Here is a 26220-nt window from a genome sequence, read left to right as displayed (position 1 = left end):
CGGTACATCCTTGATCAGATCAGGTGAGGAAAACGCGGTCGCTCAGTGTGGGGCGTCGTGCGGCGGGGGGCGGAACAGCGGCGAAATCAGCCAGACCAGGCCGATGCCGAACAGCAGGGTCAAGCCGAACGCGCGCAGCGCCGGCGTGGCCGACAGCCCGAGCAGGCCGAACGACAGCCAGGTGCTGGCCGCGCCAACGCACACGGCCAACCAGGCACTGGCATCGCCGCGGTGCTCGATCAGGAAGATCCCGTAGTCGATGCCCATGCCAAGCAGCAGCATGAGCGCGAGCACGTTGAACAGCTGCAGCGGTTGCCCGAACAGGCCCAGCAGGGCCAGCGTCAGCGCACCGGCAACCAGGGTCGGGGCGAGCACGCGCCAGGCCTGCCCGCGGTAGCGCCAGTACAGCACCGCGAACACCAGCGCGATACCGATCAGCAGCAGGCCGCTCATCAGCTTGCGGTAGTGCTTGAGCAACTGCGAGAAATCGGCGGTACGGTCGACCCAGCGCACACCATCGATGCCCTTGGCCTGTGCTTCCAGCAGGGCCAGTGCATCGGCGCGGGAGAGGTCATCGACCATCACCACCGACGCCACGCCCTGCCCGACCGTGCCCAGCCACAGGTGGCGGAACGGCATCGCCGCCGGCGATGCGAGGAAGGCTTCGGCCTGCAGATCCTGCGCGGCATAGGCGGGGCGCAGCAGCGGCTCACCCACGGCCTCACCGACCTGGGCCAGCACCTGCGGCTCGACCTTGGCCGTCAGCGCGGCATCGGCCTGCTGGCGCTTCTGCGAAGGCAGCCAATCGCTGATCGCACGGTAGCCGCCGATCTGCTTGTCTGCTTCCAGCACGCGCAGGCGGTCGATCAGCGCTTCTTCGCGCTCGAGCACCTGCTCGGCGGTGTCACCCTGGACCAGATAGAACTGCGCCGGGCTGGGCATGCCCAGCATCTGGCTGATGCGGATCTGCTGGGCGATCAGCTCCGGTGGCGAGGACTGCAGGCTGCGCAGGTCGTCGTTGGTCTGCAGGCGCGCGATGCCGATCGCCGACAGCAACGTCACCACGCCCAGGAACATCGCCGCCTTGCGCCCATGCAGGCGCGGCCAGCGCTCCAGCGTGGCGCCGAGCCAGCGGGCAAAGCCGGTGCGACGGATTTCGCCGCCATCCAGCCACGGGAACCAGAAGATCACGGTCAGGAACGCGGCCGCCAGGCCCACCACCGAGAACAGCGCCATCTGGCGCAGCCCCGGGAACGGGGCCAGGCCCAGCGCGAGATACGCCAGCGCGCTGGTCAGCAACGCCAGCCACAGGCCCGGCAGCAGATGCCGCAGCAGTTTCCAGCGACGGTCGGCCGGCTCGGCCTGGCGCGAGGCGAACCAGTGGATGCCGTAGTCCTCGGCAACACCGACCAGTGACGCACCAAACACCAACGTGAGCACGTGCACCTTGCCGAACACCAGCACCGTCACCGCCAGCGCGACACCGCAGCCGATCAGCAGCGAGGCGGCCACCAGCAGGATCGGGCGCAGCGAGCGGAATGCCAGCCACACCAGCAGCAGCACCGCGGCCAGCGAGCCCCAGCCGATCGTGTTGATTTCCCAGTTGGCCTGCACCGCAGCGGCCTCGGCATGCAGCGGCACACCGGCACGCAGCACCTCCAGCCCCGGCGCCTGCCTGGCGGCGGCCTCGGCGGCGGTATCCAGCAGCAGATCGATATGGCGCTCGCCATCGAGCTGGAACGCCGAGCCGACTGTGTCGTACTGCACGATCGACCAGTGCTTGCCATCGGCCTCCAGCAGGCCGTCGTCGCCCATCTGCAGGCCCGAGCCCAGCGCGCGTTCCTGCCACCACTGCGGCCACAGCGACAGCGGATCCTGGCGCCACTCGGTCAGGCGCGGTGCGCCCATCGGGCCGTACAGCGCCGCCAGCGCCGACTCGGCCAGGCCTTGGGTGGGTTCGTTCTGCAGCCGCTCGCGCTGTGCGCTGGTCAGCAGGCGATCGCGATACGGTGCGTAAAACGCACGGGCCTGATCGAACCAGCCCTCGATCGAGCCGCTCTCCTGGAGCAGGGCCTTGCCGTCGGCGCTGTCGCGCAGGGTGGCGCGGAAGGTCGCCTCGGCCGCCTTGGTCTGCGCGGCATCGGTGCTGCCCAGCAGCACCACGATCTGGCGCGCATTGGCATCGGCGATGCGCCGGGTGACATCGGACAACAGACGGTCATGCGCGTCCTGCGGCAACAGCGCGAGGATGTCGGTGTCGATCCGCGATTCGCTCTTCCACAGCTGCCACTGCTGCACGCCCAGGCCGACCAGCACCAGCAACCAGGCGATGGCCAGCCAGCGCCAGATGCGCTGCAGTCGGCCGTTCGAGGTCAGCACGTCATTCAAACCTGCGACCCTCGTCGGTGCTGAGCGTGGCCGGCGTATCGCTCATGCCGGCAAACTGGATGCGGGTGACATCCTGGTTGGCCTCGTTGATCTGGACCTCGCGCACGTAACGGTCGCCGCTCAGGGTGAGCTGCGCGAACACCTTGCCGAGCATCGCCGAGCGCGGGGTCAGCTGCATTTTCCAGGCGTTGCCGGGCAGCACCTCGACCTTGACCGTGAACTGCGCCGAGAGCGCCTGCGCATCGCCACTCATCAGCGCGAACATGATCGCGTTGACCGAGCGCATCGCCGGTTGCTGACGGCCATCCAGTTCGACCCGGCTGCTGCCATCGCTTTGCCGGCTGAGGATGCGGTCCCGGGTGACCACCACCTCGGACGGGAACGGCTTGAGCGTGGTCCAGATCACGCCGTGATCCTGGGCCAGCACGAAGCGGCCCTGCGAGCGAAGCGGGTTCTTGAAGCCGGCGACCTGCTTCTCCTGGGAGAACTCGCCACGCAGCACGTCGACCTTGGCTACGCGTTGTTTGACGGCCTCCACATCGGTGGCGGCAAGCGCCGGGGCGACCATGGCCAGCATCACCAGCACGCACAGCGTGCGCAGGAAACGGTTCATTGCGGTTGCACTCCCAGACGCTCCCACAGCACCGGCGGGCACAGGTAGAGCATTTCATTGGTGGCCGCGTCGACCGCGACCTGGATGGTGTGGGCGCGGGTCAGCGTGGTACCGCTGTCCGCATCCAGGATGTCGTAGGCGATCTTCAGGCGGTTTTCCCACTCGGTGATCGTGGCGCGCACGCGCAGCGCCTGGCCGTACAGCAGCGGCCGGATGTACTTCACCCGCGCATCGACCACCGGCCACAGGTAGCCGGAATCACGCATCTGCGGATAGTCATAATCGTGGCGCTGCAGCAGTGCGCAGCGCGCGATCTCGAAATACTTGAAGTAATTGCCGTGCCAGACCACTTCCATGGCGTCGCAGTCATGGAAGGCCGGCGACAGCGTTACCTCGCAGCTCAGATCAGGCGTCGACATACAACTCCCAGCGCTGTGCGCGGATGTCATCCAGCAGGGCGCGCAGCTCGCCATCCAGCGCGCGGTCTTCCTCGATCAGGGCAATGCGCTCGGACAGGTCCTGGTACATCGCAGCCAGATCGCCGTGCAACGTCGCCTTCATGCCGACGCGCTCGCGCAGCGCCACGCCCTGGCGGGCAGTGATCAGCAGCGCGGCGACGACCTGTTCGGTCAGTTCGATCACGCGCAGGCAATCGCGCGCGGCGATGGTGCCCATGCTGACCTTGTCCTGGTTGTGGCATTCGGTGGACCGCGAGAACACCGAGGCCGGCATGGTCTGCTTGAGCGCTTCGGCGGTCCAGGCCGACACGCTGATCTGCAGCGCCTTCAGGCCATGATTGATCGCTGCACGCTCACCGGTGGCGGCCGACAGATTGGCCGGCAGGCCGTGGTTGAAGCGCGCGTCCACCACCAGCGCCATCTGCCGGTCGAGCAGATCGGCCAGGTTGGCAATGGTGTTCTTCAGCGCATCCATCGCAAAGGCGATGTGGCCGCCATAGAAGTGCCCGCCATGCAGGATGCGCTCGCCCTCGACGTCGATCAGCGGGTTGTCGTTGGCGCTGTTGAGTTCGGTTTCGATCAGCTGGCGGAAGAACGGCAACGCGTCCTGCACCACGCCGATCACATGCGGCGCGCAGCGCAGCGAGTAACGGTCCTGCAGGCGCTGTTCGTTGCGCGGCGGGCGGTCGCTGTGCAGGTCCTGGCGCAGGCGCGCGGCGATCTGCATCTGGCCCGGGTGCGGCTTGGCGGCAAACAGCATCTCATCGAAGTGATGTGCGTTGCCGTCGCTGGCCAGCACGTTGAACGCGGTCAGGCGCGTGGCGAGCCTGGTCAGGTAGTCGGCGCGGTCATACGCCAGGCAGGCCAGCGCCGTCATCACGGCGGTGCCGTTCATGATCGCCAGGCCTTCCTTGGGGCGCAGCCGCAGCGGGGCCATGCCAACCTCGGCCAGCACCTCGGCGGCCGGGCGGCGCGCCCCCTGGTACATCACCTCGCGCTCGCCGCACAGCACCGCGGCCACGTAGGACAGTGGGGTCAGATCGCCACTGGCACCGACCGAACCCTCGGCCGGAATCAGCGGCAGCACGTCGTGGCGCAGCAGGGTGGCCAGGCCCTGCAGCAGCGGGTGGCTGACGCCGGACATGCCACGCACCAGCGAGGCCAGGCGTGCAGCGATCACCGCGCGGGTCTCCTGCGGATCCAGGAAACGGCCCAGGCCACAACCGTGGTAGGTGAACAGGTGATGCGGCAGCTCGGCCACCAGCGCCGGCGGAATGTTCACCGTGCACGAATCGCCGTAGCCGGTGGTCACCCCGTAGATGACACCATCTTCGCGCAGCAGGCGATCAAGGAAATCCGCGCCGCGCTGGATGTGCGAGGTGAATGCCGCATCGTCGGTGACGACGGCCTGTGCCTGCCGCTGCGAGAGCGCGACCACGTCTTCGATGGTCAGCGGCGCATCGCCGAAGCGGACGGAGGGTGTCTGATCGGCCTTACTTGCCATGCGATGCCTGATCCCAGAAGGGGAAGAAATTGAACCAGTCCAAGGGTGCCTGGGTGACCTGAACTTCCAGCCACCGGGCGAAATCTTCAGCCTGCGCAGTCAGCGCGGCGTCACGCGAACCGCGCGGCAATACGATGCGCTCGGTGAAGTGCTCAAAACGCACGCGGTAGCCTGCGCCGTGGTGCAGGCAGGCCATGGTGTAGACCGGGCACGCCAGCGCCGCAGCCAGCACGTAGGCGCCGATCGGGAACTGCGCGGTGTGGCCGAGGAACGAAGCCGGTACCGTGCGACCGCCGCGCAGCGGCACGCGATCGCCGACGATGGCCACGAAGCCACCCGCCTCGACCCGGCGCTGCAGCTCGACCGCGGTGGCCGGGCCCATGTCCGTGACCTGCAGCAGTTCCACCGAGGCCAGCGGATCGAGCCGCTGCATCAGCCGGTTGAAACGCTGCGCGTGCGCGGTGTGCACCAGCACGGTGATGTGGAAGCCGGGCACCTGCTCAGCCAGCACCTGGCACAACTCCAGGCACCCGATGTGCGCGGTGAGGATCAGGCCGCCTTCACGGCGCGCGATCTTGTCCAGCACCAGGTCGCGCTGCAGATAGATGCGCTCGGGTGGGTAGCGACCGCCCAGGCCCAGCAGCTTGTCGAGCATGGTGTCGGCAAACAGCGCGAAGTGCTTCAGGCTCTGCCAGCGGCCCGGCGGTGCGGAAAACACGCCGGTATGCGCCTGTAGACGCTGCAGGTACTGCAGCGAGGATTGGCGTGCAACCCGGTTGGTCAACCAGTGGCAGAGCACCACCGGGTAGACGCACAGGCGGAACGGCCAGCGCCCGAACCAGCGGTGCACCCAGCACAGAAACAGCACGCCGGCGGCCGAGGTCGACTCGCCGATGTCGGCCCAGTGCGGCGCGCTCTCAGGTGCAGGCGTGGTCATGCGCGAGGACCTGCGATGCGCTGCCACAGCAGCCGCGGCGCGCGCCACAGCATCCCGAAGAACAGGCGCGCGTGCATGCGGCTGATGCGCACGTTGTCGCGCCACACATCGAAGTGCGAGACGCCATCGCTGGGATAGGTCACCGCGGTCGGCACATTGATCACCTTCACCCCACGCCAGAACAGCCGCACCAGGATCTCACTGTCGAAATCCATGCGCCGGCCGATGGTTTCCTCACCGATCAGGCGCGTCACCGGTGCCAGCGGATACAGGCGGAAGCCGCACATCGAATCGCGGATCTGCAGCGACAGCGTGTTGATCCAGACCCAGATGTGCGTGGCATAGCGGCCGTACAGGCGCGCCTTGGGCACGCTGGCATCGTAGGCGGGCGTGCCACAGATCACCGCCTCCGGCTGCGCCTGCGACAGCGCGACGAAGCGCGGGATATCGCCGGTGTCGTGCTGGCCATCGGCATCGATCTGCAGCACATGGCTGTAGTCCAGACGCGCGGCCTCGGCGAACCCGGCCAGCATCGCGCCGCCCTTGCCCTGGTTGACCGCCAGCCGCAGCAGCGTCACCTGCGGTGCGTGCGCGCGCGCCAGGGCATCGAGCACCTGCGCGCAGTCCAGATGCGAACCATCGTCCACCAGCAGGCATGGCAGGCCACTGGCCAGCACGCCCTGCACCACCGCGCCGATCGCGTGCGCGTGGTCGTAGACCGGGATCACCACCAACGGGGCGAAGGCAGGCCTGCTCATGCCACTGCCCGTGTCATCACGCATCGCCGAACACCACCCGGCCGCTGGCATGCACGCCATGGTCGGAGACATAGCGGAAGCTCATTGCCGATTTCGCCGCATCCCAGCCCAGGCTCAACTGCAGGCAGTCGCCAGGGCGCGCCACATGCTGGAACTTCACCGCGTCCATCCGTACGAACCGCGGCGGCATCGTGAAGGCGCTGCGGCCGTAGTGGATCGCCCAGTCCAGCTGAACCACGCCGGGCAGGATCTTCGCCTGCGGGAAATGCCCGTCGAACGCCACCAGGTCAGGATCCAGAACAAACTGCAGCGACGCGATGGTGTCATCGCGCTGCTGCCACTCGGCCGTCGGCATCAACGGGCGGAACAGCGCCGCCAGTGCCGCGGCGGTGACCTTGCCCTGCGCGTTGACGGGGAGGTCGTCGATGAAGCGCCAGCGGCGCGGCCGGGTCACGGCGTCATGGCTGCGGGCCAGATGCGCGCTGAGCTGCTGCGCCTGGCGGCGGCGCTCGGCGTCGTCCCACTGCGCGACCCCGGTCGCCTGCGGCACCACCACGGCGGCCAGCTGCTCGCGCGCGCCCGGCAGCACCAGCACCCGCACGTCCTGCACCGCCGGGTGCGCACGCAGCTGCTGCTCCAGGGCATCCAGCGAGACGCGGCGCTCTTCGATCTTGACGATGCGATCGGCGCGCCCGAGCAGGCGGAAGCTGTGGCCATCGTCGGCCACGGCACGGTCCTGGGTCAGCCACCAGTCCTCGCTCGCCAGGTGCGGCGAGCGGACCGCCAGGCAGCCCTCGTCGATCCGCCAGGCGACGCCGGGCAACGGATGCCACTGCGGCCGCGCTGCACTCCAGCGCCGCCACGCAACGCCACCGGTCTCGCTGCTGCCGAAGACTTCAGTCGGGGCCACGCCCATCAAGGTGCGCACCTGCAGCGCCGCCTCGGTCGGCAACGGCCCCCCAGAGGAGAACACCGCGCGCAGCTGACCGTCCAGCGAGGACCAGTCCAGCTGCTCGGGCAGGCGTTTGAGATGGGCCGGGGTGGCCACCAGAACTGATGGCTGGCCGCCCAGCGCGCTGATCAGGTCTTCGTGGAAGAACCGGCGCGGCTGGATCGCGCGCCCGGCCACCAGCGGCCACAGCACCCGGAACAGCAGCCCGTAGATGTGCTGGTGGGAGACCGTGCCCTGCACCTGCGCACCGTCGAGCTGCTCGCCGAAGGCGGCCTGCAGCGCATCCACCTCGCGGGTCAGCTGGCGCATGCGTTTGACGATGGCGCTCGGCGCGCCGGTGCTGCCGGAGGTGAACACCACCAGCTCCAGCACCGCTTCGTCCAACGGCTGCAGCACCTGATCCGGATCGGCCGCCGCATCGGGCTGCAGCGGCGCATACCGGGCCGGCACGTCGCCGGCGAACCCGGCCACGCACGGGCTCAGCCCTTCCAACGTGGCCGGCAGGTTGTCCCCGCCCAGGAACACCCGCTTGCCGGCATGCCAGGCACCCAGCAGGGCGGCGGCGAAGCTCAGCGTGTCATCGAAATACAGGGCCCAGTCGGTGCCGGGCGCACGCGCGAACGCCTGCTGCCAGCCGAGCACCTGCGCGCGGAACTGCGGGTGCTCCACCACGGTGTCGCCGGCGATCCCGACGATGCGGCCCGGCCGCGGGGCCAGCGCCAGCCGGTCCAGTGCGATCCACTCAGCCATGGGCATGCGCCGCCTTGACCCGTCGCCGGACCAGCCATTCCCCGCCAAACAGAGCACCCATCATCACGTACGCCAACACTCCGTTGTAGAACGCCCACACTTGGTTGGACGCCCACAGCGCCGTGGCCAGGGCCAGACTTCCGTTGAGAACAAAGAACCCGCACCAGATCCAGGTCACGCGGCGGGTGTAGATCACGGCGAACGGCGGCAGATCCGGCTCGCTCAGCCGCGCCAGGCGCTCCACGGCACTCGGCCCGAAGCGCAGGCTGGTGGCGAAGATCACCAGCATCACCGCGTTCACCAGCGCCGGGTACAGCTTCAGCGGCAGCGCCTCGTTGAAGGCCGTGGCGACCAGGGCGAGTACACCGGTGCCGAGTGCGGCCACCCACCACACCGCCTGGCGGGTGGTCAGCGCGCGCAGCGCGGCCAGGGTGAACAGCAGCAGCGACAACCAGCGCGGCTCGAACCGGCCCAGCGACAGGTAGACCACCAGCGGGTATGCCAGCGACAGCAACGCAAACGCCGCGACGCGTACCCGGACCATGGTCAGTCTTCAGCGATGGCCGTCAGGCGGCCGCTTGACCGGGCAACAGCCCGTGCACCACATCCACGATGTCCTGCACGGTGCGCACCTGTTTGAACGCTTCCGGCTGCAGATTGCGGCCGAGCAGCGGCTTGAGCTGCACGATCAGGTCGACCGCGTCGATGCTGTCGATGTCCAGGTCGTCATACAGCCGCGCCGCGGGCGTGATACGGCTCGGCTCGATCTCAAAGCTGTCCTTGAGGATCTTGACGATGCGCTCGAAAAGTTCGTTCTTGGTCATGGGTAAATCCTGACGCGCCGTTAGGACGGCTGGCGTGCGGCGACAAACTCGCTCAGGGCACGCACGCTGGAGAAATGGCGACGGGTCTCTTCCGAATCGGCTGACAGGCTGACACCGTACTTTTTCTGCAGGGCCAATCCAAGTTCCAGCGCGTCGATGGAATCCAGGCCCAGCCCTTCAACGAACAGGGGCGCGGCGGCATCGATGTCTTCGGGAGTGATGTCTTCCAGTGAAAGCGATGAAATGATCAATTCCTTGATCTCGTGCTCAAGTGCTTGCACGGGTCGGGTCTCCAGCGAAGTCGAAGTAATGGACAAGATGATCGGTCACACGCCGGGCGGCCAAGGCATCCCCCCTGGGCGCATCGCCGATCTCGTTCAGAAACGGGGCAATCGGGAGATCCTCCCCGACTTCCAGCTGAACGTGAAATCGCCGTGATGGCACACGATACCATTTCTGGCCCTTGGTCAGGGTCGGCGGGGTGCAGGTGATCCGGACCGGCGTGATGTCCAGCCGGCCCCGCACCGCGATGTTGGCCGCCCCGCGCTGCAGGCGCAGCGGCTGGCCCGGCACGGTGCGCGTGCCCTCCGGGAAGATCACCAGGTTGCCGCCGGCCTGGACCGCGGCGATGCAGTCATCCACCAGCCCCGCCCCGTCATCATTGGAGACGTAGCCGGCGGCCCGGACCGGGCCGCGCATGAACGGATTGCGCGCCACGGCCTGCTTGACCACGCAATCGGCATTGGGAAGCTGGGCGATCAGCAGCACCACGTCGATCAGGGTCGGGTGGTTGGCCAGGATCAGCAGGCCGTTGCGCTGCAGGCGTTCGCCCCCGCGGATCTCATAGGTCATCAGCCCCAGCCGGTGCATCAGGCCGACGTGGGTGGCGAAGCTGCCTTGGACCAGGCGGCGTGCCAACACGCGCCGGCGCACCGGCTCGCGGATCAGCAGCAACGACAGGAACAACAGACCGCCCAGCACCAGCCCCCCGATCCCGAAGGCGGCAAAGCTCAGCCCTGTCCCCAGCACCCGCCAGGCATGGTTGATCCGGGCCGGCCAGCGCTCAGCCATGGCGTTGCCAGGCCCAGCGTTGGCCATCGGCGTCCAGCGCCAGCGCCGGTTCACCGGCCAGCAGGAAGCGCAGCACGTCCAGGCCATGTGGCAGCGCCTCGGAGGGGCGGTCTTCACCACCGTCGCCCCAGCCCAGCGACAGCCGGGTGCCCGGACCGTCGGCCGGCCCCAGCCGCCAGCACCACGCGAAGAACGGGTCGGGTTCGTCGGCGAAACCCGCGTAGACCGGCGGCAAGGCGGATTCATAGACCACCAGACGCACCTCCGGCGCGCCATCGGCCAGCAGCCCGAAGGCCTCGATGCAGGCGGTCTCGACGGTGGCGCGGCCGGCGGCGAGGGCCAGATAGTTTCCCCGATGCCCACGGGCGATCGAATACAGGGCGCCGATCGCGTTGTGCACCGAAAGACCAAAGCCGGTCGGCGACATCGGCTGGTCCGCGCTCAGGGTATTGAGCAGTTCCATCGAGCGGGCCACGTCGCCATGCCGCGAGGCGAACACCAGTGGCACCTGGCCACCGTCGTCAGGCTGCTCGCACCAGCAGGCGGTCTGGATCGCCATGCGGCCCAGCCGCTCGATGCGGCGACGCTGCATGGCCGGCACTTCGGACAGTGCCGGGGTGTCCTCACCGGTTGGCAGCCAGGGGGCCTTCGCCCACGCCTGCCACTGCTCGCGGGTGGTGATGCCCGGCGCCCACGCCGCCCAATCAATTACAGAAAACTCAATCATTCCCGCCAACGTGATGGATGGGTACCAAGAGAAGGCCGTCGACATCGCCTGGCACCGGTGGCGGTACCGAGAAAGGAGCGCACGCTATCATGACACTCTCGGCACTGGCAGCATTCACATCCTGAAATGAGCAACATGATCGACAACGCAACAGCTCCGGCAGTCGCTATTCCCTCCTCCGGACCTGCGTTGTTCCATGTGGCCTACGTCCCGGCCGCGCAGCGCGATGCCGCGCTGGCCGACCCGCAGACGCTGGCCGTGTTCGGCTTCGGCCTGCGCCACGCCGCGCTGGATGACCCGCGCTGGCTGCAGGTACCGCTGGCCGAGCAGGGCCCGGCGCAGATCGAGGTCTGGCGTGGCGGCACGCCGGTCGCGCACGGCACCACCGATGGGGTGCGCTGGTCGCACACCGACGGCCTGCTGTTCGGGGTGCTGGAGATCGACGAGGTCGACAGCGATATCGAGTCGGCTGCGGCCGAGGCCTACGCGCGGATGAGCGCGTTCCTGTCGCGCTGCGGCTATCCGCATCTGCTGCGCACCTGGAACTATCTGGACGCGGTGACCGAGGGCGATGGCGACGATGAACGCTACCGACGTTTCTGCGTGGGCCGCGTGCGGGGCCTGCGTGAACTGGATGAAGCCGGACTGCCGGCGGCGACCTGCATTGGTCGTTTCGACGGTGAGCGCCGGCTGCAGGTGTATTGGCTGGCGGCGCGCGAGCCGGGCCTGCCGCTGGAGAATCCGCGCCAGGTGAGCGCGTTCCGTTATCCACGCCAGTACGGGCCGCAGTCGCCGAGTTTTTCGCGGGCGTTGCTGCCGCCGTTGGCCACAGGCCTGCCGTTGCTGCAGTCGGGGACGGCGGCGATCGTGGGGCATGTGTCGCAGCACACGGGGGCGGTGGATGAGCAGTTGCGGGAGACGCTGAGGAATCTGCAGAGTCTGGTGGATACGGCGCGCGGTCAGCGGCCGTCGCTGTCGCCGGCGTTGGGTTCGACCTCGGTGCTGAAGGTGTATGTGCGGCGCGCGGAGGATATGGCGGCGGTGACGGCGCAGATGGCGGCGCTGCCGACGGCGCCGCCGTTCGTGGTGTTGCACGCCGAAGTGTGCCGTGCGGAGCTGCTGGTGGAGATCGAGGGGCTGCACGGCTGAGTTCGCGGCGGCTGTCGTTCCCTTCGCCGGCTGCAGGCCCCTGTAGTGCCGACCGCTGGTCGGCTGCCTTTGACCCTTCTTTTACGGTTGGCTTTTTCCAACCGACGACGCAGACTCTGCCGGGCGAGGGCGGCCAGACCCTGCCGGGACCGTTGGAGCGGCATGGATGCCGCTCACGAGCCCCCATGGATGGGTTTACGGCGCGTCCGGGCAGGGTCTGACCGCCCTCGCCCACACGGAACCGGGAATAGCCACCGCGCTTTCCTCAGTGATACCCCACATCCGCCCGCACCTTTCCGCGGAACACCCGGTACGACCACGCCGTATAGCCCAGGATCACCGGCAGCAGGATCACCAGCCCGACCAGGCTGAAGCTCAGCGACGAGGCCGGCGCAGCGGCCTGCCACAACGTCATGCTCGGCGGCAGCAGGTACGGCCACATGCCCAGCACCAGGCCGATGAAGCCGAGCACGAACAGGGCCAGCGTCAACAGGAACGGCGGCAGATCGCGCTTGGGGTGCATCGCGCTGCGCCACAGCGCGGTGGCGACCGCCAACGTCAGCAAGGGCACCGGCGAGAGCCACCAGAAGTTGCCATCGCTGAACCAGCGCGCCATCAAGCGCGAATCCAGGAACGGCAACCATGCGCTCACCAGGCCCATGAACACGATCACCGCCACCACCAGCGGGCGGGTCAAGGTGCGCGCGAAGGTCTGCTCGCGGCCCTCGGTCTTGAGGATCAACCAGGTACTGCCGAGCAGCGCGTAGCCGAATACCACGGCTGCGCCGGTCAACATCGAGAACGGGCTGAACCAGCTGAAGGCGCCGCCCACATAACGGCCATCCACGACCTGCAGGCCCTGCACGAGTGCGCCGAGGATCACGCCCTGCGCGAAGGCGGCCAACAGCGAACCCAGGCCGAAGGCCACGCTCCACAGCTTGCGCGAGCGGTGCGCCTTGAAGCGGAACTCGAAAGCCACGCCGCGGAACACCAGCGCGACCACCAGCAACAGGACCGGCAGGTACAACGCCGACAGGAGCGCGGCGTAGGCCTTCGGGAAGGCGGCCATCAGCCCGGCCCCGCCCAGCACCAGCCAGGTTTCGTTGCCGTCCCAGATGGGCGCGGCGGTATTCATCATGATGTCGAGCTGCTCCTCATCCTCGGCCATCGGCGCGAGGATCCCGATGCCGAGCACGAAACCATCGAGCACCACGTACATCAACACACCAAAGCCGATCACCGCGAACCATGCCACCGGCAGCCAGGTCGTCATCTCCATCTCAGCGCTCCTCCAGCGGTTCATCGGCACCGGACAGCGGCCGCGCCGGGGTGTGGCTGCCGGCATCCAGCGCCGGGGCCGGGTCATGCGGCTTGGGACCGGTGCGGATGATCTTCACCAGGTACCAGACGCCCCAGCCGAACACGAACGCATAGCCGACGATGTACACGCCCAGCGACAGCGCGGTCATCCACGCGTTCTGCGGACCCACGGCATCGGCCGTGCGCAGCACGCCATAGACCACCCACGGTTGCCGCCCCATCTCGGTCACGAACCAGCCGGAGATCAGCGCGATGAAGCCGCTGGGCAGCATCCAGTTCCAGCCCCGGATCAGCCAGCGCGACTGCAGCAGCTTGCCGCGCCACCACTGGAACGCCGAGACCCAGGCCAGCAGCAGCATCAGCGTGCCCAGCCCGACCATCACCCGGAACGCGAAGAACACCGGCACCACCGGCGGCCGGTCGCTGGCAGGCACCGAGGTGAGCGGATCGAAGGTGCCGTCCAGCGAATGGGTGAGGATCAGGCTGCCCAGGCGCGGGATCGCGATTTCATAGTCGTTGCGCTCGGCCTTTTCATTGGGCACCGCGAACACCACCAGCGGCACGCCCTTGCCCTCGCCTTCGGAATGCCAGTGCGCTTCCATCGCCGCGATCTTCATCGGCTGGTGCTTGAGGGTGTTCAGGCCATGCATGTCGCCGACGAAGATCTGTACCGGCACCGTCAGCGCGGCGAAGCCCACCGCCGCCAGCAGCATCTTGCGCCCGGCTTCGCGGTGCACGTCCTTGCGCAGGTACCACGCGCCCACACCGCCAATCACGAAGCAGGTGGTGATGAACGAGCCCAGGGCCATGTGCGCCAAGCGGTACGGGAAGGACGGGTTGAAGACGATCTGCCACCAGTTCTGCGGGTGCACGATGCCATCGACCATCGCGTAACCGGCCGGCGTCTGCAGCCAGCTGTTGGAGGACAGGATCCAGAATGTGGAGACCAGCGTGCCCAGCGCCACCATGCAGGTGGAGAAGAAATGCAGGCGCGGCGAGACCTTGCCCCAGCCGAACATCATCACGCCCAGGAAGCTGGCTTCCAGGAAGAACGCGGTGAGCACTTCATAGGTCAGCAGCGGGCCGATCACCGTGCCGGCGACCTCGCTCAGCCGTGGCCAGTTGGTGCCGAACTGGAAGGCCATGACGATGCCGCTGACCACGCCCATGCCGAAGGAGACCGCGAAGATCTTCTGCCAGAAGAAATACAGTTCGCGCCAGACCGGATTGCCGGTGCGCAGCCAGCGCGATTCGACAAAGGCCAGCCAGCTGGCGGTACCGATCGTGAAGGCCGGGAACAGCACATGGAAACTGATGACGAACCCGAACTGGATCCGGGACAACAACAACGCGTCCAAGAGACGCCTCCGACTGGCTCTGAAATCCGCACCAGTCTGGGCCTGTATCCGTGAAAGGCACATGCGACCCGGTGACGCGCTGCTTCACTTTGTCGCAGGCGCGGCGGCACCGGCCAGCACGGTCACGCGCGTGATCGTCTTGAACATCGAATCGCTCCTTGAAAGGGATGTCTCCCGTGAACCCCGGGGTTCATGGCCACCGTAGAGCCGGTTCCGGGCTGTCGACGCGCTGCTGCCCTGCGGGGGGCGGGGCAAGGCAGCGCAAGGCCTGCGCCGTCCGGGCGCAGGTCGGGATCGCCCTTCGCCGCGCGTGGAAGCATCACTGGCGGGACGACTTTGCCGATCCCGGCCATGGGCCGGTGCCATGACCTGTGGCCCCTTCCCGCGACCCTTGCGGCTGCTACGCTTGCCGGGTTTTCCTCATTGGTGCCGCCCGCAATGCCCAGAACGCTGCCGTTGTCCCTGTTGCTGCTCGCCGCCCTCGGCGGTGCTGCCCATGCGGCGCCGACGCCGATCACCATCGAGCAGGCCATGGCCGACCCGGACTGGATCGGTCCGCCGGTCGAGAGCGCGTGGTGGTCCTGGAACAGCCAGCAGGTGGAGTACCAGCTCAAGCGCAACGGCAGCCCGGTGCGCGATACCTTCCGCCAGCCGGTCGCCGGCGGTGTGGCCGCACAGGTTGGCGATGACCAGCGCGGCACCCTGGATGTGGACAGCCCGGTCTACGACAGCGCACGCCAGCGCTCGGCCTTCGTGCGCAATGGCGATGTGTTCGTGCGCGACCTGCGCAGCGGCGCGCTGAGCCAGCTGACCCGCAGCACCGAGAAGTCCGGCGCGGTCAATTTCGCCCGCGACGGCGGCGTGATCTGGCGCACCGGCCAGAACTGGTTCCATTGGACCGCCGCCGCCGGCGTGCAGCAGGTCGCCAGCCTGAAGGCCGAGAAGAATCCGGACGACGCGCCCAAGGCCGATACCCTGCGCGAGCAGCAGCTGCGCACCCTGGCCACGCTGCGCAACGACCGCGCCCAGCGCGAGGCACTCAAGGCGCAGGAAGCCAGCTGGCGTCGCGCCGATGGCACCCGCGCGCCGGGCCCGGTGTATCTGGGCGCGGATGTGGAGATCGTCGACAGCGTGCTCTCACCCGATGCGCGCACCTTGATCGTGGTCACCAAGCCGAAGAGCTTCGATGAAGGCCGCGGCGGCAAGATGCCCAAGTACGTGACCGAATCGGGTTACGAAGAGTTCGAGGACACCCGCACCCGCGTGGGCCGCAACGACCCGGAACCGAACGCGCTGTGGCTGGTCGATGCCGTGGCCGGCACGGTCAGGCCGCTGTCGCTGGACGGCCTGCCGGGCATCGGCACCGACCCGCTGGCCGCGCTGCGCAAGGCCGCCGGCAAGGACGCCCTGAAGGGCAACCGCCCGGTGGAAGTACTCGGTGGCCCTGGCGCGCCCGGCATCCGCTGGAGCGCCGATGGCCAGCAGGCCGCGATCATGCTGCGCGCCAACGACAACAAGGACCGCTGGATCGCCAGCGTGACCCCGTCCAGCGCCAAGCTGGAGACGCGTCATCGCCTGACCGACAGCGCCTGGATCAACTGGAGCTTCAACGATTTCGGCTGGTCCAACGACAACCGTACGCTGTGGCTGCTGTCCGAAGAATCCGGCTATTCGCACCTGTACACCCAGCAGGGCACGGCCAAGCCGCAGGCACTGACCGGTGGCAAGTGGGAAACCTCGATGCCGGTGCCCAGCGCCGACGGCCGCGGCTTCTACTTCCTGTGCAACCAGCAATCGCCGGGCGATTACGAAGTGTGCGCGGTGGACACCGCCAGCAAGCAGGTGCGTGAGCTGACCGCGCTCAACGGCGTGGAAGACTTCTCGCTGTCCCCGGACGGCCAGCAGCTGCTGGTGCGTTACTCCGGCGCCTACCTGCCGACCCAGCTGGCCGTGGTGCCCGCCGCCGGTGGCCAGGCCAAGGTGCTGACCGACACCCGCACCGCCGAGTTCAAGGCGCGCGAGTGGATCCAGCCCAAGCTGGTGCAGGTACCGTCCAAGCACGGCGCCGGCGTGGTCTGGGCCAAGTACTACGGCCCGGAGACCTTCGAGCCGGGCAAGCAGTACCCGATCGCCATGTTCGTGCACGGCGCCGGCTATCTGCAGAACGTGCACCAGCAGTACCCGGCCTACTTCCGCGAGCAGATGTTCCACAACCTGCTGGCGCAGAAGGGCTACGTGGTGCTGGACATGGATTACCGCGGCAGCGCCGGCTACGGCCGTGACTGGCGCACGGCGATCTACCGCAACATGGGCCACCCGGAACTGGAAGATTACAAGGACGGCCTGGACTGGCTGGTCGCCACCAAGCAGGGCGACCGTGACCACGCCGGCATCTACGGCGGTTCCTACGGCGGCTTCATGACCTTCATGGCGCTGTTCCGCTCGCCGGGCACGTTCAAGGCCGGCGCCGCGCTGCGCCCGGTGGTCGACTGGCACCAGTACAACCACGGCTACACCGCCAACATCCTCAACACCCCGGACATCGACCCGGAGGCGTACCGCAAGTCGTCGCCGATCGAATACGCCGACGGCCTGCAGGATCACCTGCTGATCGCGCACGGGATGATGGACGACAACGTGTTCTTCCAGGACTCGGTCAACCTCACCCAGAAGCTGATCGAGCTGCACAAGGACAACTGGACGATCGCGCCGTACCCGCTGGAACGCCACGGCTATGTGCGTGCCGATTCCTGGCTGGACCAGTACAAGCGCATCCTCAAGCTGTTCGAAGAGAACCTGAAGTAATCCAGCGATGACGTCGGTCCCCACTGACGTGCAGCACGCCGCGGCGACGATCGATATCGTCGCCGCGGTCGTTTTCGATGCCGGCGGCCGCGTGCTGGTGGTGCGCAAACAGGGCTCGGAGACCTTCATCCAACCCGGCGGCAAGCCCGAGCCCGGTGAAGCACCGTTGGTTGCCTTGGCGCGCGAGCTCAAGGAGGAACTCGGGGTCACGTTGGACCCGGCCACTGCCGTGCCGCTGGGCCGGTTCGAGGCCTGGGCGGTGCACGAAACCGGGCACCGCGTGCGGGCCAATGCTTACCTGGTGACGGTCACCGGTTCGCCGCGCGCGCAGGCGGAAATCGCCGAACTTGCGTGGGTGCCGCTGCGCCCGCCGCATGGCCTGCGCTTGGCACCGTTGAGCGCAGACCATATCCTGCCCGCGGCCGCGACCGCGGTGGCTGCGACCTAGATGTCGCGGCCTGCCCAACCAGGACACCGGATGTCAGCGACGCTTCCCCCGCCATTGCCTTCCTGCACGCCACACCCCAGCGGGGAGGGTGCGCCTGGATTTCTCGCCCCCCTGCTCAAGTCCGTGCTGCTGGTCTGCCTGGTCACGGCCGCGCTGTGGGCGGTGCTGGCACTGATTGCGATACCCCTGTCGGGCTCGGAGGCGCTGCAGGCGCTGCTGACCGATGAAAACCTCCACTGGCTGCCCGGCTGGGTGGATTGGCTGCTCACCCACCCGGTGCTCGCCAACGTGCTGCTGTGCGTATCGAGCCTGGTGGGCGTCCTGGCGTGCTGGGGCATGCTGCGGCGCTGGCGCTGGGCGTGGGGATCGTTCGTGGCGCTGCTCGCCATCACGGCCGTGCTCAATGGGGTGGTGGTCTGGGGCGTCGACGATGCCTTCCGCCACCTGCTGGCGCAGCTTCCGGCGGAGACCTATTCGCTGGAGATACTGCAACTGCGCAGAGACCTGCGGGTACTGCGCGTGATCTGGGGCGTACTGATGGGCCTGACCGCTGCAGCGTTCGCCGTGCTGCATGGCTGGCTGATCGTGCGCCTGTGCGCGCCCGATGTGCGTGCACTGTTCCGCCGCTGAGATGTTTCCCGCAGCGCCACGGTGCGCTGCACGACCTGCAAGGATGATCGTGTGACTGTTTCCCTCCCCCTTCTGCGCCGCCACGGCTGGCGCACGACCCTGTTCACCCTGCTCACGGCGGTCAGCCTGCCGGCGGCCGCGGCAACGCAGACGATGGTGTGCGGCATGTTCGTGTCCGAGGACACCGGCACCACGCTGACCCTGCACAGCGCGAACGAGGGCGTGCGGCAGATTCCCGGGCGGGCACCGGAGCCGTACGTGCTCAGCCGCCTCGGCGACGAGCTGAAGCTGGCCGACCTGGACAACGGCGGCGTCGGCTCGCTGACCCTGGAAGACAGCGGTCGGCGGCTCAGCGATCGCTTCAATACGTACCGCCTGCAGAAGGCGGCCAGCTGTCGCCCCGCCGCGATGTTCCCGCCCGGATCGTGCCGGGCCGAGATCGGTACCTGCCTGAACGACACGCTCTTCGCCAGCAACGACCGCCTGCGGCAGTGGTGCCGTGAGGATGTGCCGGCCGCCTGCAAGCGTCTGCTGGCCAATTTCCAATCCGAGGCGCGCGAGGCCAGGACGCTGGCGGCGACCCAGGACGATGCTCCGGAGCTGCCTGAGCCGGAGGTCTGCAAACCCGCGTCCGCGGCGTACGACCAGGCCGCCTGTCTGGAGGCCGCGCGCGATGCCATGGGGCAAGCCTTGGCCAAGGCGCTGCTTGGCGGGCTCAGCGCAGCCAAGGCGTCACCGCTGCCGGCCGCGCAGCTCGATGAGATCACCACCCTGTGCCGGGCACAGACCGGCGGCACGTTCTGCGCCAACGCTGCCGAGGCGTTGTGGGACGCCGGCCGCCTGATCCCGGCCCGCGATGCACTGCAGCGTGCGTGCACCGTGGGCAAGGACCCGCGCGCCTGTGAGCGTGCAGCGCCGCTGACCACGCTGGATGCCAGGGCACTGACCCCGATGGCAGCCACCGCCCTGCCCTGCGGCAGCTATGTCGCCAGCCAGGGCCTGATGGACCATCTGCCGTTCGGCGATGGCGGCATGATCGACAGCGGCTTCGGCGGCAAGCTGCGCGCGCGGCTGGTCGATGGCGACATCCGTGTGCGCCATGACCAGGGCGACGACTTCGTGTTCAAGCGCCTGGCCAACGGCAACCTGATCGGCATGGACAGCTGGAACCGCTTCAGCTACTACGAGCGCACCGGCGAAGCCCAGCAGTGCAGTGCACCGGTGGTTTTCGTCGAAACCCCGCTGCCGCAGGATTGCCCGACGCTGGGCCGCGAGGGCGGTGCCCAGGCGTGCTGTGCGGCGGGCAAGCTGCAGGGCTGCAATGCCGCCGGTCATCAGCTGGCGCTGCGCAATCGCTGGGCCGAGGCGGCGCCGTTCTACAGGACGCTGTGCACCGCCGGCGTACGCGAAGGCTGCGAGAACCTGGCCACCGTCTACGAGCACACCGGTGACGAGCAGCTGCCCGCGCAGATGGCCTCGATCTGTGCCAAGGATGGCAAAGGCACCCACGTGGCCTGCGATGTGCACGCGACCCGCAACTGGGGGCTGATGCAGGTCAGTGCCGGCCTGGAACAGATCGCCGAACGCATGGCAGCCGAGCCCGATGCCGAGGCAGGCGACGAAGCACCGGCCGAGGCGCCCGTCCCGGCGAAGAACAGCAAGAGCAGCACCCGCAAAAGCGGCCACTGAGCGCCAGTGAGCACACGCAGGCCGTGCACCGGCCTGCGGTAAAGTAGCGCCCATGAACGACTTCGACCGCGTCCGCGCGTATCTGACCGACCTGCAGGACCGCATCTGTGCGGCGATTGAAACCGCCGACGGCCAGGCCCGCTTCACCGAAGATCTCTGGCAGCGCGCGGAGGGCGGCGGTGGCCGGACCCGCATCCTGCGCGATGGCGCCGTGTTCGAGCAGGCCGGGATCGGGTTCTCCGATGTGGCCGGCACGCGCCTGCCGCCATCGGCCTCGGCGAACCGGCCGGAGTTGGCCGGTGCATCATGGCGCGCGACCGGCGTCTCGCTGGTGTTCCATCCGGCCAATCCCTACCTCCCGACCACCCATGCCAACGTGCGTTACTTCCGCGCCGAGCGCGATGGCGTGGCGGTGGCGTCCTGGTTCGGCGGTGGCTTCGACCTCACCCCGTTCTACCCGATCGACGACGACGTGCGGCACTGGCATCAGGTGGCGCACGATCTGTGCGCGCCCTTCGGCGAAGAGCGCTATGCGGCGCACAAGCGCTGGTGCGATGAGTATTTCTTCCTGCGCCACCGCAATGAGACGCGTGGCGTGGGCGGGTTGTTCTTCGACGATCTGCACGGCGATTTCGAGCGTGATTTCGCGTATCTGCGTGCGGTCGGCGATGGTTTCCTGGATGCCTATCTGCCGCTGGTCGAGCGCCGCAAGGACACGCCGTACGGCGAGCGCGAACGCGAGTTCCAGCTGTACCGGCGCGGCCGCTATGTCGAGTTCAACCTGGTCTACGACCGCGGCACCCTGTTCGGGCTGCAGAGCGGTGGGCGCAGCGAAAGCATCCTGATGAGCCTGCCCCCGCGCGTGCGCTGGGAGTATGGCTTCCAGCCGGAGGCCGGCAGCGATGAGGCGCGTTTGGCGGATTACCTCGTCCCGCGCGACTGGCTCTAACGGGGACGGAGGTAGTTAAGCGCACGCGCTTAACTACCTCCGTCCCCGTTATTTCTTCGGCACGATCGTGATGTGCCCGTTGATCTCCAGCACCGCCAGGGCGACATCGTCGATGGACAGGCAGCCCTGCTGACGCATCGCTGCGTCCAGATCGGCCGGGGTGACGAGCTCGCGCTTGAGCACGGAATCGAGCACCTTGCCATCGCGGGCGATCAGGATCGGCTCGCCTTCGACCAGGGTTTCCACGCGCCGGCTGCGCGTGCTGAGCCAACCCACGCCGTAGTTGATCGAAATCAGGGTCGCCGCCAGCAGCAGCCCGCCGCCCAGGGAGGTGTCTTCGCCGAGCAGCGCGTTCTGCACCGCGTTGCCCAGCAGCACGATCAGCAACACATCGAACGGGGTGATCTGGCCCAGCGCACGCTTGCCGGAGAGCCGCACCATCCCCAGTACCACCGCGTACACCACCACCGCGCGCAGGATGAATTCCCACCACGGCATGGCCAATGCAAACAGGTCGCTCATTGCCTCTCCCCGGACTGGTCCGGCCAGCATGGGCCGGCACCCGGCGTGAGGCAATGGCCTGATGGCGTGGATGGCCGTTTTCCGGCGCCACAAATAAAAAGCCCCGCCAACCAGGGGGAGGTTAGCGGGGCCGGGGAACGGGCGCTTGGGGAGGAGCCCCCGTTCCGAGATCTGCTCCAGGGGATGGGAGAGATCCACAACAGGCATTGCGCCTGTCGAGGTCTATAAAAGCACTCCGAACATTGATAGTTCGTGAAGGGGCCCAATTAATCCGGACCTCTTCCCAGAAACATTCATCCAACAGTCAGATTATCGTGGCGCACTGAACCAATTCAGCCTTTTGACTGTGATTCAGGCCTCAATGTGCCTCATCCCAGTTGTCGCCCACGCCCGCATCCACCACCAGCGGCACACGCAGTTCGGCGGCCGAGGACATCAGTTCCACGACTTTCAAACGCAAGGTATCGAGGAAACCACTTTCGGTTTCAAAGACGAGTTCATCGTGCACCTGCAGAATCATCTTGGCCTGGTCGCTGTGATCCGCCAGCCAGCTGTCCACCTTCACCATGGCGCGCTTGATGATGTCCGCCGCGGTGCCCTGCATCGGGGCGTTGATCGCGGCCCGTTCAGCACCGGCCCGCAGGCCCTGGTTGCGGGCGTTGATGTCGTTCAGGTACAGGCGGCGGCCGAACAGGGTTTCCACATAGCCCTGTTCGCGGGCCTGCTGGCGCATCCGCTCCATGAAATCGCGCACGCCCGGGTAGCGGCTGAAGTACAGCGCCACGTAATCCTGGGCCTGGCCGCGGTCGATGCCCAGGTTGCGGGCCAGCCCGAACGCGCTCATGCCGTACATCAGGCCGAAGTTGATCGCCTTGGCGGCCCGGCGCTCGTTGGAGGTCACCTCCTCCAGGGAGCGGCTGAAGACTTCCGCCGCCGTCGCCCGGTGCACGTCCACGCCCTGCTCGAAGGCCCGCACCAGGCCGGGGTCCTCGGAGAGGTGGGCCATGATCCGCAGCTCGATCTGCGAGTAGTCGCAGGCCAGGATCTTGCGGCCCGGCGGGGCCACGAAGGCGCGGCGGATGCGACGGCCATCCTCGGTGCGGATCGGGATGTTCTGCAGGTTCGGGTCCGAGGAGGACAGCCGGCCGGTGGCGGCGCCGGACTGGTGGTAGCTGGTGTGTACCCGCCCGGTGTCCTGGTTGATCATCTCCGGCAGCTTGTCGGTGTAGGTGCTGCGCAGCTTGGCCAGCCCGCGGTACTCCAGGATCACCCGCGGCAGCTCGTGCTGCTCGGCGATCGCCTCCAGTGCCTCTTCGTTGGTGCTGGGCTGGCCCTTGGGGGTCTTCACCAGCGCCGGCAGCTGCAGCTCGTCGAACAGCACGGCCTGCAGCTGCTTGGGCGAATCCAGGTTGAAGGTGCGCCCGGCCAGCTCGGTGGCTTTCTGCTGGGCGGCCAGCATGCGTGAGCCCAGGTCCTGGCTCTGCCGGCGCAACTCGGCCATGTCGATGTGCACGCCATTGGCTTCGATGCGGGTCAGCACCGGCACCAGCGGCATCTCGATGTCACGGTAGACGCTGTCCAGCGAGGGCGTGGCCTGCAGCTGTGGCTGCAGCGCGTGGTGCAGGCGCAGGGTCACGTCGGCATCTTCGGCGGCGTAGCGGCAGGCTTCGTCCAGGCCCACCTGCGAGAACGAGATCTGTTTGGCGCCCTTGCCGGCCACCTCCTCGAACTTGATCGTGGTGTAGCCCAGGTAGCGCATCGCCAGCGAGTCCATGTCATGGCGCGTGGCGGTGGAATTGAGCACGAAGCTCTCCAGCATGGTGTCGTCGTGGTACCCCTGCACGTTCACGCCGTGGCGGCGCAGCACGTGCAGGTCGTACTTGCCGTGCTGGCCAAGCTTCTTCTTGGAGGGGTCTTCCAGCGCCGGGCGCAACGCCGCCAGTACCTGCTCAGGCGGCAGCTGGGCCGGCGCGCCGGGGTAATCGTGGCCGACCGGGATATAGGCGGCCCGGCCCGGCTCGACCGCCAGGCTGATGCCGACCAGGTTGGCGCGCATGGCGTCCAGCGCGTCGGTCTCGGTATCGAAGGAGATCAGCTCGGCATCGGCCAGGCGCTGCACCCAGGCGTCGAGCTGCTCGCTGGTCAGCACCATCTCGTACTCGCCGGGGGCGGAGAGCGCCGGGTCGACCGGCACCACCGCCTCATCCGGCGTAGCACGCGCGTAGCCGGCCGCGGTGCCACGCAGGCTGACCGGGGCATCGCTGGCAGCGGCCGGGGCCGGCACGGGGCCGCCCAGCTCCTTGAGCGCCTGGGTGAAGCCGTAACGCAGGTACAGCTCGCTCAGCGACGGCACGTCCGGCTCGCGCAGCGGCAGCGTCTGCGCCGACACCTCCAGCGGTACGTCGGTGCGGATCGTGACCAGCTCGCGGTTGAGCGGCAGGCGCTCCAGCGCCGCGCGCAGGTTCTCGCCGATCTTGCCCTTCATGGTCGGGGCCGCGGCGATCACGCCATCCAGGTGCTGGTATTCGGCCAACCACTTGGCGGCGGTCTTGGGGCCGCACTTTTCCACGCCGGGCACGTTGTCCACAGCGTCGCCCATCAGTGCCAGCAGGTCGACGATCTGGTCGGCGCGCACGCCGAACTTCTCCATCACCGCCGCGTCCGAATCCATGCGGCTGCCGGTCATGGTGTTGACCAGCTCGATACCCGGGCGGACCAGCTGGGCGAAGTCCTTGTCGCCGGTGGAAATGGTCACCTGCAGGCCATCGCGGTGACCCTGCAGGGCCAGCGTGCCGATCACATCATCGGCTTCCACGCCGGGGATGCGCAGGATGCTCAGGCCCAGCGCCTCGACGATGCGGCACATCGGCTCGATCTGCGGGCGCAGGTCGTCGGGCATCGGCGGGCGGTTGGCCTTGTAGCCGGCATACAGGTCGTCACGGAAGGTCTTGCCGGGCGCATCGACCACGAAGGCGACGTACTCGGGGCGCTCCTTCAGCGTGGCGCGCAGCATGTTGACCACACCGAACAGCGCGCCGGTGGGTTCACCGTGTGCGTTGGTCAGCGGCGGAAGCGCGTGGAACGCGCGATACAGGTAACTGGACCCGTCAATCAGGACTAATCGGCTCATATGACGATTCTACGCGCCCGGCCCTGACCGTCGTCGGCACCGGCCTCACGATCCATCGGGCATAATCAGGCCCTCTTCGCCCAAGGACTCCCGGCCCATGAAGATTCTGTTGCTCGCAGGCGTGCTCGCGCTGGCTGGCTGTGCCACCGGCGGCGGCGGCAGGCCCCCGGTCGATGTCACTGGCGCCGATGTGGTCAAGACGGTGCAGGACAACGGCGACACCATCGAGGAATACCGGGTGGGCGGCCAGTTGCGGATGGTCAAGGTGACCCCGTCGCGCGGTGCCCCGTTCTACATGTACGACCAGAACGGCGATGGCCGCATGGACAGCGACAAGGACGGCGTCTCGCCGGTGTACTGGAAGCTCTACAGCTGGTGATCCCGGGCGTCGACCGCACTGCTGCCCCGTGACCGCACGGGGCCGGCAAGGCGCTGCCCCCCGTCCCCGCTTGCCCACGCTCGATGACGACACCCGAACGCCGCCACGATCCGAATCCGGCTGAACTGCGCGCCGGCCTCACTGCAGAGCAGCGCCAGGCAGTGGAGACGCTGGAGCATTTCGGCTGGCAGCTGCGCTTCGTGCGCCGCCCGCTGTTCCGCGACCCGATCCCGGTGCTGTTCGACCGCAGCGGCGAGCGTTATGTGGTGCTGCAGCCCGACGGCACGCTGGATGAATCGCAGACGTTGAAACTGCGCGATTGAGGGGCATTGCCGGCCAGCGGCCGGCACTACCGCTTTCCCGTTATCGGATGACCAGCACCGGTACCGTGCTGCGTGCCAGCACTTCGGCGGTCTGGCTGCCGAGCAGCACGCGGGTGACGCCACGGCGGCCATGCGAGGTCATCACGATCAGGTCGCTGCCGCGTTCGGTGGCGGTATCGATGATGCCGTCAGCGGCATAGCGGTCCAACACGTGCACGGTCGCCGTACGCAGGCCCTGCGCTTGCGCGGCGGCCTTGGCCGGCTGCAGCACCTTCTGCGCGGTCTCTTCGCGGTCGGCTTTGTATTCGGGCGTGTTCATGTAGCCCACGCTCCAGCCCATCGCGTCGTACATGCCGACCGCCCATGGCTCGGAGACGGTCACGATATCGACCTCGGCATCGAGGTCCTTGGCCAGCTCCAGGCCCTTGGCCAGGCCTTTCTCGGCCAGCTCCGAACCATCGGTGGCAATCAGGATGCGCTTGTACATGGCAGAGCTCCTTGGGGTGGCAATGGGAACATCACCATTGCACACCCGA

The 26220-nt window shown here is 67.8% G+C and carries 25 protein-coding genes; 8 read left to right on the top strand and 17 right to left on the bottom strand.

Going from position 1 to position 26220, the window contains the following annotated elements:
* Nucleotides 1-42 precede the first annotated feature (42 nt).
* The 12 genes from AC1DIQ_RS09795 to AC1DIQ_RS09740 are packed head-to-tail and all read right to left on the bottom strand — an operon-like array spanning nt 43 to nt 10982.
* Nucleotides 43-2388, bottom strand: coding sequence for an MMPL family transporter (locus tag AC1DIQ_RS09795; protein ID WP_478049943.1), 2346 nt, complete (start codon nt 2386-2388; stop codon nt 43-45).
* Nucleotides 2381-3001, bottom strand: coding sequence for a LolA family protein (locus AC1DIQ_RS09790; RefSeq protein WP_121040877.1), 621 nt, complete (start codon nt 2999-3001; stop codon nt 2381-2383). Before AC1DIQ_RS09790 ends, AC1DIQ_RS09795 begins: the two co-directional genes overlap by 8 nt.
* Nucleotides 2998-3420: an acyl-CoA thioesterase gene (locus tag AC1DIQ_RS09785; protein WP_282262260.1), complete on the bottom strand. Its 423-nt coding sequence runs from the start codon at nt 3418-3420 to the stop codon at nt 2998-3000. The genes AC1DIQ_RS09790 and AC1DIQ_RS09785 overlap by 4 nt, the downstream gene beginning before the upstream one ends.
* Nucleotides 3407-4963 (bottom strand): HAL/PAL/TAL family ammonia-lyase, encoded by a 1557-nt coding sequence (locus AC1DIQ_RS09780; protein WP_478049942.1) that lies wholly within the window; start codon nt 4961-4963, stop codon nt 3407-3409. Before AC1DIQ_RS09780 ends, AC1DIQ_RS09785 begins: the two co-directional genes overlap by 14 nt.
* Nucleotides 4953-5900, bottom strand: coding sequence for an LpxL/LpxP family acyltransferase (locus AC1DIQ_RS09775; protein WP_121040883.1), 948 nt, complete (start codon nt 5898-5900; stop codon nt 4953-4955). Before AC1DIQ_RS09775 ends, AC1DIQ_RS09780 begins: the two co-directional genes overlap by 11 nt.
* Nucleotides 5897-6682 (bottom strand): glycosyltransferase family 2 protein, encoded by a 786-nt coding sequence (locus tag AC1DIQ_RS09770; protein WP_152152110.1) that lies wholly within the window; start codon nt 6680-6682, stop codon nt 5897-5899. The genes AC1DIQ_RS09775 and AC1DIQ_RS09770 overlap by 4 nt, the downstream gene beginning before the upstream one ends.
* Nucleotides 6675-8360, bottom strand: coding sequence for an ApeI family dehydratase (locus AC1DIQ_RS09765; protein ID WP_478049941.1), 1686 nt, complete (start codon nt 8358-8360; stop codon nt 6675-6677). The genes AC1DIQ_RS09770 and AC1DIQ_RS09765 overlap by 8 nt, the downstream gene beginning before the upstream one ends.
* The gene (locus AC1DIQ_RS09760; RefSeq protein WP_152152108.1) at nt 8353-8904 is read right to left on the bottom strand and encodes a COG4648 family protein; all 552 of its coding nucleotides are present in this window, start codon (nt 8902-8904) and stop codon (nt 8353-8355) included. Before AC1DIQ_RS09760 ends, AC1DIQ_RS09765 begins: the two co-directional genes overlap by 8 nt.
* A 22-nt stretch (nt 8905-8926) precedes the next feature.
* A complete protein-coding gene (locus AC1DIQ_RS09755; protein ID WP_019185496.1) occupies nt 8927-9184 on the bottom strand; it encodes an acyl carrier protein in 258 nt (85 codons plus the stop codon).
* Between the two features lie 20 nt (nt 9185-9204).
* Entirely contained in the window at nt 9205-9465 is a 261-nt protein-coding gene (locus tag AC1DIQ_RS09750) for a phosphopantetheine-binding protein (protein WP_478049940.1), read from the bottom strand.
* On the bottom strand, nt 9452-10255 hold the full coding sequence (locus AC1DIQ_RS09745) for a lysophospholipid acyltransferase family protein (protein ID WP_461769687.1): 804 nt from the start codon (nt 10253-10255) through the stop codon (nt 9452-9454). The genes AC1DIQ_RS09750 and AC1DIQ_RS09745 overlap by 14 nt, the downstream gene beginning before the upstream one ends.
* Nucleotides 10248-10982 (bottom strand): beta-ketoacyl synthase chain length factor, encoded by a 735-nt coding sequence (locus tag AC1DIQ_RS09740; RefSeq protein WP_478049939.1) that lies wholly within the window; start codon nt 10980-10982, stop codon nt 10248-10250. Before AC1DIQ_RS09740 ends, AC1DIQ_RS09745 begins: the two co-directional genes overlap by 8 nt.
* Before the next feature lie 135 nt (nt 10983-11117).
* Between AC1DIQ_RS09740 and AC1DIQ_RS09735 the strand changes: the two genes are divergently transcribed.
* Nucleotides 11118-12131, top strand: a complete 1014-nt coding sequence (locus tag AC1DIQ_RS09735; RefSeq protein ID WP_478050106.1) for a chorismate transformation FkbO/Hyg5 family protein — start codon at nt 11118-11120, stop codon at nt 12129-12131.
* A 265-nt stretch (nt 12132-12396) separates the two neighbouring features.
* Here the strand turns inward: AC1DIQ_RS09735 and cydB are convergent, their stop codons facing one another.
* Both cydB and AC1DIQ_RS09725 read right to left on the bottom strand, forming a co-directional pair.
* Nucleotides 12397-13410, bottom strand: a complete 1014-nt coding sequence (cydB, locus tag AC1DIQ_RS09730) for a cytochrome d ubiquinol oxidase subunit II (protein WP_176987818.1) — start codon at nt 13408-13410, stop codon at nt 12397-12399.
* 1 nt (nt 13411) lies between these two features.
* On the bottom strand, nt 13412-14809 hold the full coding sequence (locus tag AC1DIQ_RS09725) for a cytochrome ubiquinol oxidase subunit I (protein ID WP_478049938.1): 1398 nt from the start codon (nt 14807-14809) through the stop codon (nt 13412-13414).
* 438 nt (nt 14810-15247) lie between these two features.
* Between AC1DIQ_RS09725 and AC1DIQ_RS09720 the strand changes: the two genes are divergently transcribed.
* From AC1DIQ_RS09720 to hemF, 5 genes are read left to right on the top strand one after another with little or no spacing between them, the layout of a single operon-like run.
* The gene (locus tag AC1DIQ_RS09720; RefSeq protein ID WP_478049937.1) at nt 15248-17614 is read left to right on the top strand and encodes a S9 family peptidase; all 2367 of its coding nucleotides are present in this window, start codon (nt 15248-15250) and stop codon (nt 17612-17614) included.
* A 28-nt stretch (nt 17615-17642) separates the two neighbouring features.
* A complete protein-coding gene (locus tag AC1DIQ_RS09715; protein ID WP_478050105.1) occupies nt 17643-18062 on the top strand; it encodes an NUDIX hydrolase in 420 nt (139 codons plus the stop codon).
* A gap of 30 nt (nt 18063-18092) precedes the next feature.
* Entirely contained in the window at nt 18093-18692 is a 600-nt protein-coding gene (locus tag AC1DIQ_RS09710) for a hypothetical protein (RefSeq protein WP_478049936.1), read from the top strand.
* A gap of 51 nt (nt 18693-18743) precedes the next feature.
* Nucleotides 18744-20381: a hypothetical protein gene (locus AC1DIQ_RS09705; protein WP_478049935.1), complete on the top strand. Its 1638-nt coding sequence runs from the start codon at nt 18744-18746 to the stop codon at nt 20379-20381.
* A gap of 52 nt (nt 20382-20433) precedes the next feature.
* The gene (hemF, locus tag AC1DIQ_RS09700; RefSeq protein WP_121040905.1) at nt 20434-21330 is read left to right on the top strand and encodes an oxygen-dependent coproporphyrinogen oxidase; all 897 of its coding nucleotides are present in this window, start codon (nt 20434-20436) and stop codon (nt 21328-21330) included.
* 48 nt (nt 21331-21378) lie between these two features.
* Here hemF and AC1DIQ_RS09695 read toward each other — a convergent pair whose 3' ends face one another.
* Together AC1DIQ_RS09695 and polA are read right to left on the bottom strand one after the other, a co-directional pair.
* Nucleotides 21379-21852: a DUF421 domain-containing protein gene (locus AC1DIQ_RS09695; protein ID WP_176987812.1), complete on the bottom strand. Its 474-nt coding sequence runs from the start codon at nt 21850-21852 to the stop codon at nt 21379-21381.
* A 358-nt stretch (nt 21853-22210) separates the two neighbouring features.
* Complete coding sequence (gene polA / locus AC1DIQ_RS09690; protein WP_478049934.1) at nt 22211-24982, bottom strand: DNA polymerase I; 2772 nt, start codon at nt 24980-24982, stop codon at nt 22211-22213.
* Nucleotides 24983-25079: 97 nt separating this feature from the next.
* On the opposite strand from polA, the gene AC1DIQ_RS09685 reads away from it, so the two are divergent.
* Entirely contained in the window at nt 25080-25361 is a 282-nt protein-coding gene (locus tag AC1DIQ_RS09685) for a DUF2782 domain-containing protein (RefSeq protein WP_070470027.1), read from the top strand.
* A gap of 83 nt (nt 25362-25444) precedes the next feature.
* The gene (locus AC1DIQ_RS09680) at nt 25445-25684 is read left to right on the top strand and encodes a hypothetical protein (protein ID WP_121040913.1); all 240 of its coding nucleotides are present in this window, start codon (nt 25445-25447) and stop codon (nt 25682-25684) included.
* 40 nt (nt 25685-25724) lie between these two features.
* Here AC1DIQ_RS09680 and AC1DIQ_RS09675 read toward each other — a convergent pair whose 3' ends face one another.
* Nucleotides 25725-26171, bottom strand: a complete 447-nt coding sequence (locus AC1DIQ_RS09675; RefSeq protein ID WP_152152090.1) for a universal stress protein — start codon at nt 26169-26171, stop codon at nt 25725-25727.
* Between the last annotated feature and the right edge of the window lie 49 nt (nt 26172-26220).

Source organism: Stenotrophomonas sp. 05L413 (assembly GCF_056397945.1).
Note: the sequence above shows the minus strand (reverse complement) of the source record. Positions and strands in the feature narration are given on the sequence as shown.